The organism is Vibrio sp. B1Z05 (assembly GCF_052955985.1).
Genome location: NZ_CP130463.1, coordinates 105,589 through 124,204, shown reverse-complemented (window position 1 = coordinate 124,204; position 18,616 = coordinate 105,589). Strand labels below are relative to the sequence as shown.

The 18,616-nt window shown below is 42.3% G+C and carries 14 protein-coding genes; 7 read left to right on the top strand and 7 right to left on the bottom strand.

What is annotated here, in order from left to right; all coding sequences use genetic code 11:
* Positions 1-181 precede the first annotated feature (181 nt).
* From hslR to QV280_RS00555, 4 genes are all read left to right on the top strand, one after another.
* On the top strand, positions 182-568 hold the full coding sequence (gene hslR / locus QV280_RS00570) for a ribosome-associated heat shock protein Hsp15 (RefSeq protein ID WP_023402364.1): 387 nt from the start codon (positions 182-184) through the stop codon (positions 566-568).
* Between the two features lie 14 nt (positions 569-582).
* A complete protein-coding gene (gene hslO / locus QV280_RS00565) occupies positions 583-1,452 on the top strand; it encodes an Hsp33 family molecular chaperone HslO (RefSeq protein WP_023402363.1) in 870 nt (289 codons plus the stop codon).
* Positions 1,453-1,772: 320 nt separating this feature from the next.
* Entirely contained in the window at positions 1,773-3,401 is a 1,629-nt protein-coding gene (gene pckA / locus QV280_RS00560; RefSeq protein WP_152822147.1) for a phosphoenolpyruvate carboxykinase (ATP), read from the top strand.
* A 106-nt stretch (positions 3,402-3,507) separates the two neighbouring features.
* The gene (locus QV280_RS00555) at positions 3,508-5,436 is read left to right on the top strand and encodes an AsmA family protein (protein WP_152822145.1); all 1,929 of its coding nucleotides are present in this window, start codon (positions 3,508-3,510) and stop codon (positions 5,434-5,436) included.
* Here QV280_RS00555 and QV280_RS00550 read toward each other — a convergent pair.
* The 4 genes from QV280_RS00550 to typA all read right to left on the bottom strand — a co-directional run bounded on the left by QV280_RS00550 (position 5,414) and on the right by typA (position 9,853).
* Positions 5,414-6,337: a bifunctional GNAT family N-acetyltransferase/hotdog fold thioesterase gene (locus QV280_RS00550; RefSeq protein WP_152822143.1), complete on the bottom strand. Its 924-nt coding sequence runs from the start codon at positions 6,335-6,337 to the stop codon at positions 5,414-5,416. The two genes, QV280_RS00555 and QV280_RS00550, sit on opposite strands and share 23 nt — an antisense overlap.
* Before the next feature lie 43 nt (positions 6,338-6,380).
* Positions 6,381-6,815 (bottom strand): D-aminoacyl-tRNA deacylase, encoded by a 435-nt coding sequence (dtd, locus tag QV280_RS00545; RefSeq protein WP_367869618.1) that lies wholly within the window; start codon positions 6,813-6,815, stop codon positions 6,381-6,383.
* A complete protein-coding gene (locus QV280_RS00540; protein ID WP_152822141.1) occupies positions 6,787-7,719 on the bottom strand; it encodes a virulence factor BrkB family protein in 933 nt (310 codons plus the stop codon). The genes dtd and QV280_RS00540 overlap by 29 nt, the downstream gene beginning before the upstream one ends.
* A gap of 304 nt (positions 7,720-8,023) precedes the next feature.
* Positions 8,024-9,853, bottom strand: coding sequence for a translational GTPase TypA (gene typA, locus QV280_RS00535; RefSeq protein WP_152822139.1), 1,830 nt, complete (start codon positions 9,851-9,853; stop codon positions 8,024-8,026).
* Positions 9,854-10,359: 506 nt separating this feature from the next.
* Here typA and QV280_RS00530 point away from each other — a divergent pair.
* Positions 10,360-10,581 carry a hypothetical protein gene (locus tag QV280_RS00530; protein WP_152822137.1) on the top strand — a complete coding sequence of 74 codons (222 nt, stop codon included), beginning with the start codon at positions 10,360-10,362 and terminating at the stop codon, positions 10,579-10,581.
* A gap of 286 nt (positions 10,582-10,867) precedes the next feature.
* Here QV280_RS00530 and QV280_RS00525 read toward each other — a convergent pair whose 3' ends face one another.
* Genes QV280_RS00525 through QV280_RS00515 form a run of 3 tightly spaced genes read right to left on the bottom strand, consistent with a single transcriptional unit; the run spans position 10,868 to position 14,614 of the window.
* Positions 10,868-12,418 carry an Hsp70 family protein gene (locus QV280_RS00525; protein WP_152822135.1) on the bottom strand — a complete coding sequence of 517 codons (1,551 nt, stop codon included), beginning with the start codon at positions 12,416-12,418 and terminating at the stop codon, positions 10,868-10,870.
* Entirely contained in the window at positions 12,403-13,530 is a 1,128-nt protein-coding gene (locus tag QV280_RS00520) for a hypothetical protein (protein WP_152822133.1), read from the bottom strand. The genes QV280_RS00525 and QV280_RS00520 overlap by 16 nt, the downstream gene beginning before the upstream one ends.
* Entirely contained in the window at positions 13,523-14,614 is a 1,092-nt protein-coding gene (locus QV280_RS00515) for a hypothetical protein (RefSeq protein WP_152822131.1), read from the bottom strand. The genes QV280_RS00520 and QV280_RS00515 overlap by 8 nt, the downstream gene beginning before the upstream one ends.
* Positions 14,615-15,710: 1,096 nt before the next feature.
* On the opposite strand from QV280_RS00515, the gene glnA reads away from it, so the two are divergent.
* Both glnA and glnL read left to right on the top strand, forming a co-directional pair.
* On the top strand, positions 15,711-17,120 hold the full coding sequence (gene glnA, locus QV280_RS00510; RefSeq protein ID WP_152822129.1) for a glutamate--ammonia ligase: 1,410 nt from the start codon (positions 15,711-15,713) through the stop codon (positions 17,118-17,120).
* Positions 17,121-17,546: 426 nt separating this feature from the next.
* Entirely contained in the window at positions 17,547-18,602 is a 1,056-nt protein-coding gene (glnL, locus tag QV280_RS00505) for a nitrogen regulation protein NR(II) (protein WP_261823372.1), read from the top strand.
* Positions 18,603-18,616: the final 14 nt, after the last annotated feature.

The window sequence follows — 18,616 nt, the reverse complement described above, 5'->3', positions numbered from 1 at the left end:
AATATGCCACGCAGGCATTGGTGTTACTGGGTTAAACGGATGAGCAAGACTACCATACATATTATTACCAATAATTAAACAGGGAATAATTTCGATTGTAAATAAAGACATTTACTTGAAAAATGCTATATACGTCACCATTACCCTCCTGCCAGACATCACTTAGAGAGCAAAGATCATTATGAGTTCCACGATTGAGTCTGTTCGGCTCGACAAATGGTTATGGGCTGCGCGCTTTTACAAAACCCGTTCAATCGCTCGAAATATGATCGATGGCGGCAAAGTTCATTATAATGGGCAGCGTAGCAAACCAAGTAAAATGATAGAACTAGGGGCTACAATTACCCTGCGACAAGGACTCGTTGAAAAAACGGTCACGATAGAAAAAATATCGGACCAAAGACGTGGTGCACCTGAAGCACAACTACTTTACACCGAAACGGCGGAAAGTATAGCGAAGCGAGAACGCACAGCACTAGAACGCAAGATGCACGCACACAATCCAAGTCCTGATCGCCGTCCAGATAAAAAACAACGACGTGATCTGATTAAATTTAAGAACCAATAAGCTGGAGTTTCCTAATGGAAAGCAACGTATTAAATCGTTATTTATTTGAAGACCTATCTGTACGTGGTGAGTTAGTACAGCTAGATACCGCCTACCAAGCCATCCTAGATAGCAAACAATACCCAGTTGCGATTCAAAACTTACTTGGTGAACTGCTTGTTGCGACCTCATTGCTCACCGCTACCTTAAAATTTGAAGGCTCAATTACTTTACAGCTGCAAGGTGACGGTCCTGTGACTCTTGCGGTAATAAATGGTGACAATAACCAAAAAGTCCGTGGCGTCGCTCGCTTTGAAGGCGAAATTGCCGACACTGCCTCTTTGCACGATATGTTGGGCAAAGGTCACCTAGTAATCACTATTTCTCCAAATAAAGGAGAGCGTTACCAAGGCGTGGTTGGTTTAGAAGGCAATACTCTTTCAGAAGTACTAGAAACTTACTTCGAACGCTCAGAGCAGCTAAAAACTCGCTTATGGTTCCGTATTGGTGAATTAGATGGTAAAGCACATGCCGCAGGTATGTTGCTACAAGTCGTTCCCGATGGTACAGGCTCTGCGGATGACTTTGAGCACTTAGAACAGCTTACCGATACCGTTAAAAATGAAGAGCTATTTGGCTTAGAAGCGAACGAACTTCTATATCGTTTATACAACCAAGAAACCGTTAAATTGTTTGATCCTCAACCGGTTGAATTCTTCTGTGGTTGCTCAAGAGAGCGCAGTGGCGCAGCCATTATTACCATTGCAAAAGAAGAAGTTAACGACATCTTAGCCAGCGAAGGTAGCATAGGTTTACACTGCGATTATTGCGGGACAACTTACGACTTTAATGCCGCCGAAGTTGAAGAATTATTCGCTCAGGTAGATAAACCCACACTGCACTAAGCTCACAATTTTATAATTAAAAAGCCGGCTCTAAGTAGCCGGCTTTTTATATTCACTCTTATTCATAGCATAAAAAACTCAAAAAGCGTCATTATCCGCGTTTTTTAACAACAAAAAGCGGTAAAAAACCGTTTTTACAAATCACTTCAATCCCCACCCAACCTAGCATTCTGAACTACAAAAACGTGATCCTTGTTTATAAAACATTCAATAAAGCCATATATAGTCAATAATGTTACAACTACTGATTAAATCAAATACTTATAAATTCAGTAGCTTCACAAATTTTTAACTAAAAACGCCCTACACAAGGAGCACCTATGACTGTTATAGAACATACTAAGGTTGCAAACATCGATCTGACTCAATATGGAATCAGCGACTCTACTGAAATTATTCGTAATCCAAGTTATGAAATGCTTTTCGCAGAGGAAACTAGCGACACATTAGAAGGTTATGAGAAAGGAATTATAACTGAACTAGGTGCAGTTGCCGTTGATACAGGCATATTTACAGGTCGTTCCCCCAAAGATAAATTCATTGTGAAAGATGACACTACGCGTGAAAACATGTGGTGGACGACAGATACAGTGAAAAACGACAATAAACCGATTAATCAAGAGGTATGGACAGACTTAAAACAGCTAGTGACTACTCAGCTGTCGAATAAACGTCTTTTTGTTGTGGACGGTTATTGCGGTGCTAACCCCGATTCTCGCTTAGCGGTGCGAATCATTACCGAAGTAGCTTGGCAAGCGCACTTTGTAAAAAACATGTTCTTGCGTCCCTCAGCGGAAGAACTGGCCACTTTTGAACCTGATTTTGTGGTAATGAATGGCGCTAAGTGCACTAACAGCAAGTGGAAAGAGCACGGCCTGAACTCCGAGAACTTTACCGTATTCAACCTCACTGAAAAAATGCAGTTGATTGGCGGTACTTGGTACGGCGGTGAAATGAAGAAAGGTATGTTCGCTATGATGAACTACTTCCTTCCTCTGCAAGGAATGGCATCCATGCACTGTTCGGCCAATATGGGTGAAGAAGGCGATGTTGCGATCTTCTTTGGCCTCTCTGGCACAGGTAAAACAACTCTTTCCACTGATCCTAAACGCGCCTTAATTGGTGACGATGAGCACGGCTGGGATGATGACGGTATTTTCAACTTTGAAGGGGGTTGCTACGCCAAAACCATTAAACTGTCTAAAGAAGCAGAGCCTGATATCTACAATGCTATCCGTCGTGATGCCTTGTTAGAAAACGTCACCGTACGTAATGATGGTTCAATCGATTTTGATGATAATTCAAAAACAGAAAACACCCGAGTTTCGTACCCGATTGAGCATATCGAAAATATCGTTAAGCCAGTCTCTAAAGGCGGTCATGCAAACAAGGTGATTTTCTTATCTGCAGATGCTTTTGGGGTTCTACCTCCAGTATCTAAGCTCACACCAGAACAAACTAAGTACCACTTCCTTTCTGGATTTACCGCTAAATTAGCGGGTACTGAGCGCGGTATCACAGAGCCAACTCCGACGTTCTCGGCCTGTTTTGGTGCGGCATTCTTAACTCTTCACCCAACCAAGTATGCAGAAGTGTTGGTGAAACGAATGGAAGCGGCTGGCGCAGAAGCTTATCTTGTCAATACTGGTTGGAATGGCTCTGGCAAGCGAATTTCCATTCAAGATACTCGTGCCATCATTGACGCTATCTTAGATGGCTCAATTGAAAGCGCACAAACCAGAATGATTCCAGTGTTTAACTTGGAAGTACCTACCGCATTACCTGATGTAAATCCTGAGATTTTGGATCCACGCGATACGTATGTCGATCCTCTGCAATGGGAAAGCAAAGCCAAAGATTTAGCAACACGCTTTATCAACAACTTTGAAAAATACACTGACAACGATGATGGCAAAGCTCTAGTTAAAGCAGGACCTTTGTTAGATTAATCACATCAATAACCAATCAAGCCCCTGCTTTTAGGGGCTTTTTATTGATAAACAAATAGATATAAGTCATCTTTACCCCTACGCGAAAAACCTTTTGGGACACAAGATGAAAGCAGTATTTAAAATCTGTGGCTGGCTTCTACTGCTATTACTTGCGGGAGGCTTAGCTCTATTTTTATTCTTACAAACCTCTCATACCGCTTGGTTAACCCAACAGGTATTGTCGCGCGTCACAAGTGATAACATTCATATTGGTCACTCCCACTACCAATACCCTGATACGGTGGTTTTATCTGACATCACCATCAAGCAACCCAACGATTTTATTGCCACTGTTAATAATCTACAAATCACTCTCGATTCCCACCTAGATTGGTCAAAGCCGGTTTCTGTTACCAAGGTATCTCTTTCTGGTGTGAATTTGCCCCACGGCATTCCTGATTCGCAAGAAGTAACCTCTTGGGTTAAGCAATGGCAACCTCAACACATTGAAGTACGTGGGATGGATTTTGCGGACCATGATTTAGTCGCCCGTGATTTGCAACTAAACTATTCACCTAGTCAGGGTTTTCCTGAAGGGTATATCAATATCGATGGTGAGCAGGTCTATTGGAAAGGTGAAGCCTTTAATCACTTCAAAGCTAATCTAAACTACCGTAAAGGCAAAACTCAGCTCGACCTACTCAGCTTCGAATGGCGTAAAGGGAAAATACAACTTATTGCCGAGCAAGATGGTGATAGTTGGACACTCAACGATGCTTTAGTACGAGACCTGCATTTATCGGCACCTTTAATGACCCAGTCGGGCCCTTCACCTGTGTTAAGCCTGCTCGATAAAATCCATCATATTGAGCATTTGACTGTCGAGCAATCGAGCTGGCAACAAGCGCAATTTGCCGTCAACCAAATGCGTTTACAGCTGAGCAATTGGGATGTAAATAAAAGCATCTGGGCGCAAGAGAGTGAACTTAGCTTCTCCGCCGAAAGTGTTGATTGGCACAAGCAACTGTTCCTCGAGCCGCAACTTTCTGCTCAACTGCAAACAGGACATATTCAATTAGAGCAACTGGACTTTCTATTTGAAGAAGGACAGATTTCGACTCAAGGACAATTATCCCCTGAGAAAATCGCACTGGATAACCTGAGTATTAAAAACCTCAAGTGGAGCATCAAAGACGCGCAGGTGCATGCACTTATCGAGCAGCCCCTCAAGCAACTACAACAGCTGCAAATCAACAAGCTCAAAATTGAACGTAGCCAAGTCATCGACCTTGCCACTGATAAGCATTGGCAAATTTCTAACTTGAATGCCGAAGGCGATAACTTGAGCTTGAAGAAAGACAATAAATGGGCGCTTTGGAATGGCAGTTTAGCCGCTAGCGCCAACAGCCTTACCCTACTGGGTGTGACTTCGATTAACCCTTATATCGAAGCCTCAAGCAAAGATGAGCAGTGGAACATTAAACAGCTATTCTTGCCAATTGATGATGGCTTGATCAAGGTACACTCAAATGTGAACCTAGCTCTACCAAGCATGCCGTGGGATCTCTCTGTACAAGCCTATGGCATCCCATTACAAGCGGTCACTGCACCGCTGAACATGGCAATACATTGGAATGGCGTGACTGACTTAACGGCGGATCTGAACGGCTTAGGTGGTGATGATTTAATGTTTAGACATAGCTTAGATGGCACCATGAAGATTGCGCCGCATGATGTACAAGTACAACTACCGTTTGCCACACAAGGGTCGCAATCTCTTATCATTCCTGAAATTAAGCTCACAGCGCAACGAGGCGTGCTAAGTGTCGAGAATACTCAATTTGTCAGTGACCACCTTGCAGGCAATATTCAAGGCCGCGTCGACTTAGTAAAACCCAACGATGGCAATATTATGTTTAACTTGACCACCGACTGCGTCTCTTTTTCTTCAGCGCAACCTAAAGGCCGCAGTCATATTGCCGTTACTTGTACCAAACCGGATAACGAAGATGAGAGTAACGAGCTAACCACTACACACTCAGAGTCTCATTAGCCTGAGAGCTAGGTAATAGTACGTAAGTTCCAGTAAACTCAACCGCCTCTTGAGTGCCGCTGTAAATAAACACTTTAATGATGATTCGGGCACGGCGACCACCTTCTAATCGGTCTAAGTCGCCGCTAATACCATCTAAAGAAGTACTGGCCTTAGGGCTTTCTTTGACGGGGTGACGGTAACGTATGTTACTGTCCGCTAGCACAATATCAGCATGCAAATTGCGCTCTTTCATCAGTAGCCATGCCATGCCCCACCCGGTAAGAGTGGCTAAAGTAAAAGCAGAGCCGGCAAACATAGTGTTATGAGGATTAAGGTTGGGGTTCAACTGCGCCACACATTCAAACTTATATCCTGTGTACTGATTGATCTTAATACCCATTTTATCGCTAATCGGGATTTGTTCTTCCCAGCGACGTTGCAACTCATTACACCAATCAGGGCGACGCAGGACATTCGCCATAGGGTCAATGGTTTTAACCATTTGTTGATGACGCATTGGGCCGCGCTCATCACTCAATTCGCCCTGACTTTCAAAGCCATTATTTCGATAAAACTCAATCGCGTCTTCACGCGCATTACACACCAGTCGCTTTACCCCTTCCTCGCGCGCGAGCGATTCAAGAGCGACCATAATCAAGGAACCAACCCCTTTGCCTTGGCGGTTTTTCTTCACCGCCATATAGCGGATCTGGCCATCATCATCGGCCGTCACATATAAACGACCAATCGCCACTGGGCGACCTCGACCGTCCACTATCATGCGGTGGTGACTCAACTCATCGTATTCATCTCTTTCGGAGCCTTTTGGTCTTTGCCAAGGTTCACGCAACATTTGCCAACGAAAGTGATAATACTTCTGTAATTGATTTTCGGTACTGGGAGTAATTAGTTTAAACATAGTGTTTCAGGTCCATTGAATCCATTAGTTATGGGGCGCAACCCTAGACTTGCAGCCAAAAAGTCACCGGTCCATCATTGACCAAAGAAACTTTCATATCGGCGGCAAATCGACCGCGCTCAGTGGGCAACACTTCTTCGCATCTGTCCGAGAAATATTCATAAAGTCGCTTTGCTTCATCGGGCGCAGCGCCACGCGAAAAACCCGCTCGAGTGCCTTTTTTAGTATCCGCCGGCAAAGTAAATTGAGAAACCACTAACACACTGCCATTAACCTGCTTCACATTCAGGTTCATTTTGTCGTCGTCATCACCAAATACACGATATGTGGTGACGCGCTCCATTAAGCGCTTAGCTTTGGCTTCGTCATCGTCTTTTTCAACTCCGAGTAATACCAGCAAGCCTTTGCCAATCTCACCCACCACTTCACCATCGACCTTTACGGCCGCTTCACTCACTCTCTGTATCAGAGCTATCACGTCGAATCCTTTTTCTCATTAATATATTTTGGTAATGCAAAAATGAGCTCATATCAAATGGCTTATCCACTCGCCAAACTTCATCTTCACCAAGACTTGCGGTAATTTCCGCGCCGATTAATACAATCATCCAACACAGATAGATCCACATAAAGAGCAAAGGTACAGCGGCTAAAGCGCCATAAATTAACTGATACGATGGAAACTGCGACACATAATAAGCAAACAACTTTTTACTGACTTCAAACAAGCAGCCTGCCACTAATGCGCCCGCTAGCGCATGATTAAAGCGAACCTTAATATTAGGCACTAATAGATAAAGCCCAAAGAATGCGATGAAAGAAAAAATAATCGGTAACAAACCGTACACCAGATGGACGGTATCTTCACTCCACACTTTGAGTGAGGCAATGTAAGAAGAAAACACTAAGCTAGTGCCCATTAAGATTGGGCCTAAGGTCAATACCATCCAATAAATCGACAATGAATACACGGTGCGGCGCTTCTTGCGCACTCGCCAAATGTAATTCAGATTCTTATCAATTGCCGAAATCAACAATACCGCAGCCACAAACAGAAAGATCAATCCAATCGACGTCATCTTGCCTGTATTGGCAATAAACTCATTTAAGGTGTGCTGAATCGCCTCACCCGCTGTGGGAACAAAATTGCTAAACACAAATTGCTGAACGGTATCACCAACCCCATCAAACATTGGTACTCGAGACAATGCCGTTAAGGTTACAGTGGTCAGCGGTACTAAAGACAGCAAAGTAATATAGGCCATATAGCCGGCATTGACGGGCAACCTATCATGCTTTGCTCTTTGGTAAAGGTAGCTGAAATAGTGCAGTAATACATGCACCCAACTTGGAAGGTTTGGAAGATTTGGAATTTTCTGCATCCTGCTGTAACACCGAACTTAGTTTCTAGCCTACTCGATCTGAGGCAGAGAAAGTTAAAAGACTTAGGGTGAATTATACCAATCCCTTGTAGTGACCCTTATATCAATCCTGATACACATTTCACTATATGAACGTTTCCTCGAGTCATTTTTGACACACTCAGATATTAGATTGATATCAAAAAGTCGTCTCAGTTTAGCAAAACTAATTCGTCGATAAAAGAAAGCCCCACTGAGGTAAGTCAAATGACAACTTCAGTGGGGCTTAAATACGTTAGATAACTAGCGAAACGCTAATTGTCTCTTATTTTGCTGGGCGACTCGCACGTTTACGTTCGTTTTCAGTAAGAAGTTTCTTACGGATACGAATGCTTTCTGGAGTTACTTCTACTAGTTCATCTTCATCGATAAACTCTAGAGCTTGCTCTAGTGTGTGTTTGATCGGTGGTGAAAGAACCTGAGCTTCATCCGTACCAGAAGCACGTACGTTAGTTAGCTGCTTACCTTTAAGACAGTTAACTGTAAGGTCGTTAGAACGGTTATGAATACCGATAATCTGACCTTCGTATACTTCATCAGCGTGCTGAGCAAATAGACGACCACGCTCTTGTAGGTTAAACAATGCGTAAGTCAGTGCTTTACCTGTTGCGTTAGAAATTAGAACGCCGTTGTTACGTTGACCGATTACGCCACCTTTGTGCGGGCCGTAGTGATCAAATGTGTGGTACATCAAACCAGAACCAGAAGTCAGAGTCAGGAACTCAGTTTGGAAACCGATAAGACCACGAGAAGGCATCATAAAGTCCATACGTACACGGCCTTTACCATCTGGAGACATATCTGTTAGCTCACCTTTACGTAGGCCGATATTTTCCATGATGCCACCTTGGTGCTCTTCAAGCACATCGATGGTTACTGTTTCGTATGGTTCTAGAAGTTGACCGTCTTCTTCCTTCAGGATTACTTCAGGACGAGAAACCGCTAGCTCGAAGCCTTCACGACGCATGTTTTCAATCAGGATAGAAAGGTGAAGCTCACCACGACCTGAAACGCGGAATTTATCTGGATCGTCAGTTTGTTCAACACGTAGTGCTACGTTGTGAACCAATTCTTTTTCTAGACGCTCTAGGATATTACGTGAAGTAACGAATTTACCTTCTTTACCAGCAAACGGAGAAGTGTTTACTTGGAAAGTCATGGTTACTGTTGGCTCATCTACAGATAGAGGAGTCATAGCTTCAACGTTGTTTTGGTCACAGATAGTGTCTGAAATTTTCAGCTCGCCTAAACCTGTGATTGCGATGATATCGCCAGCGTTTGCTTGATCAACTTCATGACGCTCAAGGCCAAGGTAACCAAGAACCGTACCGACTTTACCGTTACGTTTCTTGCCATCAGCACCAACGATAGTCACTTGTTGGTTTGGTTTGATGCTACCGCGAGTAACACGACATACACCAATAACACCAACGTAAGAGCTGTAATCAAGTTGCGATACTTGCATTTGTAGAGAGCCATTAATGTCAACATTAGGCTTTTCTACGTTATCAACGATAGCTTGGAACAATGGTTCCATATCTTCGCCAACTTCACCTTCTTCAAGTGTTGCCCAACCGTTTAGAGCTGATGCGTAAACAACTTGGAAGTCTAGTTGATCATCAGTTGCACCTAGGTTATCAAACAAATCAAATACTTGATCCATTACCCAATCAGGACGAGAACCAGGACGGTCAATCTTGTTGATTACAACAATTGGTTTAAGACCGTGTGCAAATGCTTTTTGTGTTACGAAGCGAGTTTGAGGCATAGGACCATCAACTGCATCAACAATAAGTAGCACTGAGTCAACCATAGACATAATACGCTCTACTTCACCACCGAAGTCTGCGTGTCCAGGAGTATCAACGATATTAATACGGTAATCGTGCCAGTTGATGGCGGTGTTCTTCGCCAAAATGGTGATACCACGTTCCTTTTCGATATCGTTTGAGTCCATCACGCGCTCTTCAACTTCGCCGCGGGATTCAAGCGTACCTGATTGTTGAAGCAGCTTATCAACCAAAGTTGTTTTACCGTGGTCAACGTGCGCAATGATGGCGATGTTTCTTAACTTATCAATCTGTGGAGTAGACATGAATAGAGTTCACTCAGTAGAGTCTCGGCAGTGTGCCGATGACAGGGAATAAAAATTTCGCGCTAATGTATCAGATTTTAGCCAAAATCCCAACTAGATGTGATCTATCCCCCAACTTATTTCCTAATTTATTTGTTATAGATTAAGAAATCTCGCCAAATCAGCCGCACATAAACAGCAAAAACACCTCAGCGAAAGCCGAGTATGGGAGGGTAATAAAGTCTCATACCCAGTAATAAAGAATCATACTGAGTATTAAGGTGTCATACTAAAAAGGCGGCGATCACATCGGCACGCTACCTTTTCTAAAACATTTGTGCCCCGAAACGAGCTAGAAGTGGACTTACTCTTATCTCAAACCCTGTTATTTGACCACATAATCATACCTATAGTTCTGATTATGTGGTCAAAATTACACATCCACTGCAAAACGATGATACTTTTGATGAAACTGATCGTGTATGATATAAGCTTTATATTTTTACAAACTGAGAGTCGAGGAAGATATGTACGATGGTATGAAAATGCTTGAGAAAAACTGGGAGCGTTTGGGGCAACAGATGCAAAATAAAGCTGGTCAGGATAGACATGCTAAAAGTCTATATGTAATGGAATATCATCTAAGAAAAGAAAAAGCAAAAAATGATCCTAAGTACCTAGAACAATTAGAAAAATCATTTGCTCCATTCAAAGAAAGGTTCTTTAGTAATAATACTTGGAACTTCTAGCGATTTTCTAAAACATCAAAGAGCAAAAAGTGCTCTTTGATGTTGCAGATTATCTGTACTAATTCAGAACTGATTTAACAACACCCAACTTTCCATCTAGAGCCACAGTTTGAACATGGTTGATAGAACAAGTGTTCGTCCCACTGCTCACTAGTCATAGGTTGCTTTAGGTAAGGGTTTTTATCGTTAAATTCTTTGAGAAGTTCTCCAGGGACCAGGTTCCATGCATTTGAACGGTGAGTGACGTTGGATCTCACTGCCACACCATTGTGCTCACCTTGCCCCCTTACGACTTTTTTCCGGTGTAACCTTCCAGATTTTGTCTTTTAGTTTGAAGTGCAAATTCTAAATCGTATATCTGCTGATTAACTGGGTACTTCAAGTCATTTGCTTTAGCGCTTATTGTTACAATGTAGTTTTCATCGATCTCCAACTTAACGTCGATTCGCTCCTTCATCGGTGGAAAATCTGGGTTTACAGGCACACTAAGGTTTGCATAGGTTGTACGCCTGTCACTAGCTGCTGATTTTCCAACCATTTGAGGACGCTTAAAGGTTAATACAGCTTTACCATCACGAGGGTCAGCGCAATAGAGTCCCTGAGTCATAAAGTTAGTGTTTCCGCGTTTAGGTAGTTGTGTTCCTTCAGGGATAAGAGACAGTAGTGAGTTTCTTGCCTCAACGAGTTCAAATGGTTTTGCAAGAGTCAAATCTAAGTTGTGGCAGGCAATCCACGCTGCACCCTCTGAGATGATTCGATCACCTTTAGATGCAACTTCTAAGACAGCAACACCAAAAATTTCTCTTAGCTGTTGCTCAATAATTGGCATATTAACCATTCCACCTGTGGCTAGACACAAACCTATGATTTGATGATCAATATCCGCTTGTTCAACACTTAAAAGAGTTTCAATCTCTCCAATCCCTTGTCTGACGATTTGACTCGCAATTTGATCAAGTGTTTCACGTGTTAGTTCAAGCTCAATATCAGACTCTTCCTCTGAATCAGCATTGAAATAATCAGGCATAAACAAGATATCTCTATCGCGTTTAGATAGCATGATCTTCGCTAGTTCACATCTCTCAAGGAGCTTAGCTCTCATGCCTGGATGACGAGATTTTTTTGTATCTTCGGACCAACCAAACTTTAGGGCATGTTGCTCTTCTACATAGTTACAGATAGCATCGTCTAAATAATCACCACCAACCTTGTTGTTCCCACGATTCATGATTTGTACGATCGTACCATTGCGAATCTGACATAAGGTTAGATCGAGCGTCCCACCACCCCAATCGAAAACTAACACAGTTTTACCATCATCACGTAGCAGAGCATTCTGAGGGTTTTCTTGACGTTGGTAATAGCCATAGAGCGCAGCAAGCGGTTCATGAACCATACACTCAATGTTAATACCAGCATCTAGGAATGCCTCCCTAAGTGCTTGTCGAGAACGACCATCCATTGCGACAGGTATGGTGACAACGGCTGTAGAGAGGTCGGCAACTTCATGTCCATCTTCATCCTCAGCGTGTTCAACCAAAAATCTCATTAAATCGGCAACTACATCTTTAGGGTGTTTGATTTCACCGCCAATAGGGATGTGATCGCTACCAATAAATTTTTTGGGGCCACGAATCGTATGACCAAACACACCAATACCGCTGTCTTCTAGTCTTTTCTTTGCCTTTGTACCGCACACAATTCTGCCTCCTTCATAAGAGACTACAGAAGGGTGGGGTCTATCTCGCTCAGTATAGGACTTTACTTTATTCTCTTTAGTAACAACAGATATCAAGCTGTTGGTAGTGCCAAAATCGATACCTATTTTCTGAACCATTTCAATTCCTCTTCTACGCGTTCAATCATTACGTCCAGATTGTGTAAAGCTACGTGCAATTTGGGGTTTTCGCGATCCAACGCTTTATATGAATTTTCTAGGTTGGGTAGTACTTCCTCTTCAAGGAAGTTCAATGCCTTAGCCTTTGCTTTAGAGGTGTCGTCTTTTAGGTGAACCTTTTGAGCGGCTATAGATTGGTGGCTTTCAACTTGTTGCTCTTTTAGAGAGAGTATTTCATCTGCCAATTGCTTGATGAGTTCGTCTTTTTTGAAGCTCTCTGCTTTTAGTATGTCAGTTTGTGTTTCAAGTTTTTTGTAATTTTCTTGTAAGTCTAGTGACTCTCTCTTTGATCTAGAACTTTCACTTTGTGCCACATCTTGCTTAGCTTTAAAAAAAGACAAAATTAAAGAAAAATCTTTCAACAAAGTACTAGTTGTTTGAGAAGCTAAAAAGTACACCATACTAGTAGCAGCTAGGGTGTCTACTTCTATGTTCACACTTTTTTCAGCCTCGTCGGGCCGGAGCGTTATCAGTAAACGGCTGAAACTATCTAAGGTTTTGTCAATATCAGCCTTACCATTCTCGAAAGCCCAAATATGAGCAATCGCTAGAATGTTTGACTCTAGATGGCGTTTTTGGGCTGGTTTGAGGTTCTTACCTTGATATTTTTCAAATCGATTCCGTAGTTGATTAATCAAACGAGCAAGGTATCCCGAATTTCCTTCAGAGATGTCTCTCAGCAAGAATATATTCGCGTCTTCCATCGGATTTAGGAAAGTAATGTTATTAACCGTGTGAATTGCAAAGCCGAGTATCTCTTTCCGAACTTCAGAATGGCGACATTTGGCTGATGCTACCATTAACGAAACCAGAACTTTTAACTCAACGTCAGATTCAATGAGTAGTTTGCTTAAAGATTGACGTTGCTCACTAGTTAGTTTTGCAGAGATAGGCATATCGACCAAAGCTTTGATGTGAGAGTTTGTTAGCTTAAGTGGTTTCTTTTTCTCATTTTTTCTATCTAGCTCTGAGGTAAAAAGATCGGCTATCAGTTCTTCAAGGCTACTGAAGTTGATGAGTTTCTTTTTAGGTATTGAGAGTGTGTTACTCATAGTCAGTATCTTCTATAAAATTAAGGTTAAACGCATCATTGGATGAAAATCGATTTTTCAATGATGTTATTAGGTCGCTATTGTCGCTATTGTAAGCTTTTTTTAGCAATAAAAACTGAAGTTTCTTACGGTCGTTCAGGCTAACATTTTGCCTTGGGAGAGTATTCAGAAGCTCCTGGATAGATTCAACCGAGTGGTAGTTAAACTGGTCAATAACATCGTCAAGCAAAAAAGCAGTGATTCGATCTACCGGTAGTTTTTTGGGATCATTTGGAGGGAGTAAATCCGTGCGTATTTGGTCATCATTAAGGAAAAGTGACATAGCCTGAGCCAAAAATGGCACACATTCTAATCCATTAATATCAAATTGGTTTTGGTTAAAATCAATAACACTTTGAATAGCTCTTGATAATGGAGTGTTGAACTGTTGCAGCCTTGTCCTAGCTTGGCTGAAACGGTGGTCAAAATCTTCGAATGTTAATACCTGAGCTTTACCATCCTTAGCCATTATACCTTGCAAGTATTTGATGATGCCGTCTATATAATCGCGAGTACTACTGAGATCTGAACAAGCTCGAACAAACTGGGTCACAAGCTCCTCGGTGAAGTCCTCACGGTTGAGAATTAGCCAAAACAAGGTGTCAACTTGTGCTAATTCAGTTGGGTTTGCTACATCAACATTTATCTTGAACTCTCTTGAGATACTTTGGTTGCTCGCTGTAATATCAAAAAACTGTTTTTCTTCTGAGGAAAGTAGGAGTGACGCATCTTCAACTGTTACCTCATATCCGTTGATGGTGAGGTGCTCACAGTACGTAAACTCAATATCTTCGGGAGATAGTTTGGTACAAACTGTAAGTCGAGCTGAACCAATAGCCTTTCCTTGAATATGTAGTTGAGGATTCTTACTAGGATGCTTACTCCATTCGTGTTGAATTCTCAACTCGTCGTTGTCGAATATAGCTGCGCAAAAACGACATGGATAAACCGTTTTCCGAGGAACAAAAGGGATGCTGGTATCTGGCGTTGGTACTGAACCACCGCTGTTTCCAGGATCTATAAAATTTGTATAGTAATTGCTCATATAATACCTGTTGAATTTACGCTGTGACTATGATTTGACGAGCATAAAATAATTATATCGAACCAAATACAATGAACTCAAACGCTCTGATGCGTTCGTGGGATAAGCATTCGATAATATTAGATTTGGACGTGCATGATACGGTCGAGCACTACAGTTAGATACAGTCAACCTTCGTGTATCCTGATATAAGTGATGTCGGTTACCTAAGATTGATTTGGTTCAGATGGTGAGAACTCACAGTCTAATATGTTTCCAGCTATAAGTGCCGACAGATCACTATTACATTCCACGGCGCTTCTTATACCTGATTTAAGCTTTCAGTTTCTCCAGTCACATCAGGCAAGCGACTCGGTGTCTGCTGGATATCTCACCTCACCTAAGTATCGTAAATTAGGTATTGCATTGCTCACACCTTAACTGGACGTTACTTTCCAATACCTCAGCTAATCCGTTATATCCTAATTAAGTAATATAACTGACACAGTTTTGCCCGGAAATGTGTTTCAACGGATGATGAAGATAATCAGCATGATACTTTAATACTCAGCGGCAGCCCGATTCAGACTTGGTTGTAGAAATTAGTATGAAACTTCATTCCTCTCCCACACCAAGAATTCACATCTATATAGTAAGAAAACATTATTTTCATATCCGTCCTCTGTTTACTGTTTATCGAAAACCACAAATTTTTAAGCAAAAAATACCACCAGAGCCATCCAAGTCCGTCTCTCTGTAGTTGTAATTACGCACCAACATTGGGCGAATCGGTTCTACATGCTGATGAATCTCTCAAAATCAACTTGCAACGATACATAGATCACTAAAATCAGCCTTAAACTTGCACCAAAATAAAGCAAACGCGGATCATTTTGGTGCAATCAGTGCTTGGGAATGCTATCAAAATACCACCAACCCCTTGAACAATAAGGGAATATAAAAGTTGGCACAGCTTTCGCATAAGAGAGTGTATTAGAGAGAACAATCGAAAAATATTCATTGTTCGATGACTAAAAAAGAGTGTAGATTGTGTTCTAGGACTTTACGCTCACCATTATCGAGCAATCACGTTTACCAACACTGGAGGTTATCCAACATGTCAGTAGAAAATGTATTATCGCTGATTCAAGAAAACGAAGTTAAGTTTGTAGACTTACGCTTCACAGATACTAAAGGTAAAGAGCAACATATCTCTATTCCTTCACATCAAGTTGATGCTGACTTCTTCGAAGAAGGCAAAATGTTTGACGGTTCATCTGTAGCTGGTTGGAAAGGTATTAACGAATCTGACATGGTTATGATGCCAGATGCAGCAAGTGCTGTCCTTGACCCATTCACTGAAGATTCAACGCTAAACATCCGTTGTGACATTCTTGAGCCTGCGACTCTGCAAGGATACGACCGTGACCCACGTTCTATCGCTAAACGCTCTGAAGAATACATGCGTTCTACAGGTATTGCTGACACCGTATTAATCGGTCCAGAACCAGAATTCTTCCTATTTGATGACGTGAAGTTTAACACTGACATGTCTGGTTCTTTCTACAAGATTGATGACATCGAAGCTTCTTGGAACTCAGGTACTGATTACGAAGAAGGCAACAAAGGTCACCGTCCTGGCGTTAAAGGTGGTTACTTCCCTGTAGCTCCTGTTGATTCTTCTCAAGACATCCGTTCTGCAATGTGTCTAATCATGGAAGAAATGGGTCTAGTTGTTGAAGCGCATCACCACGAAGTTGCTACTGCGGGTCAAAACGAGATTGCTACTCGTTTCAACACGCTAACAACTAAAGCGGATGAAACTCAAATCTATAAGTATGTTGTTCATAACGTAGCTCACGCTTACGGTAAAACAGCAACTTTCATGCCTAAACCACTAGTTGGCGACAACGGTTCTGGTATGCACGTTCACCAATCTCTAGCTAAAGACGGTGTAAACCTGTTTGCTGGTGACAAATACGGCGGCCTTTCTGACCTAGCGATCTACTACATCGGTGGTATCATTAAGCACGCTCGCGCAATCAACGCATTTGCTAACCCTGCAACTAACTCATACAAGCGTCTAGTTCCAGGATTCGAAGCTCCAGTTATGCTTGCATACTCTGCACGTAACCGTTCTGCTTCTATCCGTATCCCAGTGGTACCAAGCCCTAAAGCACGTCGTATCGAACTTCGTTTCGGTGATCCAGCGGCTAACCCATACCTAGCATACTCTGCAATGCTAATGGCTGGCCTTGACGGAATTAAGAACAAGATTCACCCAGGGGAAGCTATGGATAAAGATCTATACGACCTACCTGCAGAAGAAGCCGCTGAAATCCCAACAGTTGCAGCTTCTCTACAAGAAGCTCTAGAAGCTCTTGATGGTGACCGTGAGTTCTTGACTGCTGGCGGCGTATTCTCTGACGACTTCATCGACTCTTACATCACTCTAAAATCTAGCGATGTAGAGAAACTGAACATGACAACTCACCCAGTTGAGTTTGAACTTTACTACTCAGTTTAATCTGTAAATAGTCAGTTTAATTAAGTAAGGGCCTGCCAATTTGGTAGGCCCTTTTTCTTGCTCAACTATTATACCAATCGTACTAAATAACTGGTCATTCTAGCTTGTTAAAATACTCGATAACGGCGTTAGAATTTTTGATTGTAGAATAACTACTTATCGAAAAATTCTGCCTTGTTCTCGAGCATTTTTCCTGCGCTAGTTCTGATCACTTACTTAGTGTGATTGGTATTCATCAGAAAGCATTTTGTCTGCACTATTTCTGAACACAGGCTTGTAACAAATTAAGCCTCAATAAAACCAAAAACGGCAAGGTTTTTGCATCATTTAGATTATGGGCGAATAACTACATTCATAAGCTCTCATTGCACCAAATTTGTGCAATAATTTAACTGAATTGACCCTACGCACTAAAAAGGACTTTCTGTGAGTAAACCATTAGCTGAAACTGTCTTAGAGCAACTTGTTACAGCCACCTTGTTGCTCGATGAATCGTTGACCGTTTGCTACTTGAACCCATCGGCCGAACAGCTATTTGGGCAAAGCAAAAATCGGTGTATTCATCAGCATCTTCCTGAGATGGTTGAACACTCCTCGATAGACTTTTCAGTCTTTGAGCAGCCCCTTATTTCTGGACAAGGAATAACAGACAGCGGCGTAACCTTTGTTATCGATGGCAAACCACTGCTGCTTGAACTCACTATTAGCCCTATTTCTTGGGACAAGAAAGTCATGCTGTTAGTAGAGCTTCGCCAAGTGGAGCAACAAAGAAGGCTCAATCAAGAACTCAATCAACACGCTCAGCAACAAGCGGCTAAGTTACTGGTACGCAGCCTTGCACATGAAATCAAAAATCCGCTAGGCGGATTACGTGGCGCGGCACAATTGCTTGAAAAAATGTTGCCTTCAGAGTCACTGCGTGAATACACACAAATCATCATTGAGCAGGCCGATAGGCTAAGAAACTTAGTGGATCGACTGCTTGGCCCGCAAAAACTGGGCACCAAAGAACCTGAAAATGTTCACGTTATCTTAGAAAAAGTGCGTCAATTGGTCAGTTTAGATTTGGGAGAGAATGTTCGTATCGAGCGAGATTACGACCCTAGCCTTCCTGATATCGCCATAGATAGTGAACAAATAGAACAAGCACTGTTAAATATCGTCAGCAATGCCGCGCAGATTTTACAAGGTAATGAGGATGCCCGAATTACCTTAACCACTCGCACCGAGCATCAAGTAAACATTCACGGTAAACGCATCAAACTGGCGGCCAGAATTGAAGTGACTGACAACGGGCCGGGCATTCCACCCGAGCTGATAGATACCTTGTTCTACCCAATGGTCAGTGGACGAGAAGGAGGAACAGGACTTGGATTGTCTATTTCTCAAAATCTCATAGACCAGCACCAAGGCAAAATTGATGTGGACAGTTGGCCCGGAAAAACCACCTTCACCATTTATCTACCCATTTTAGATTATTAGAAAACAGCGCTAGG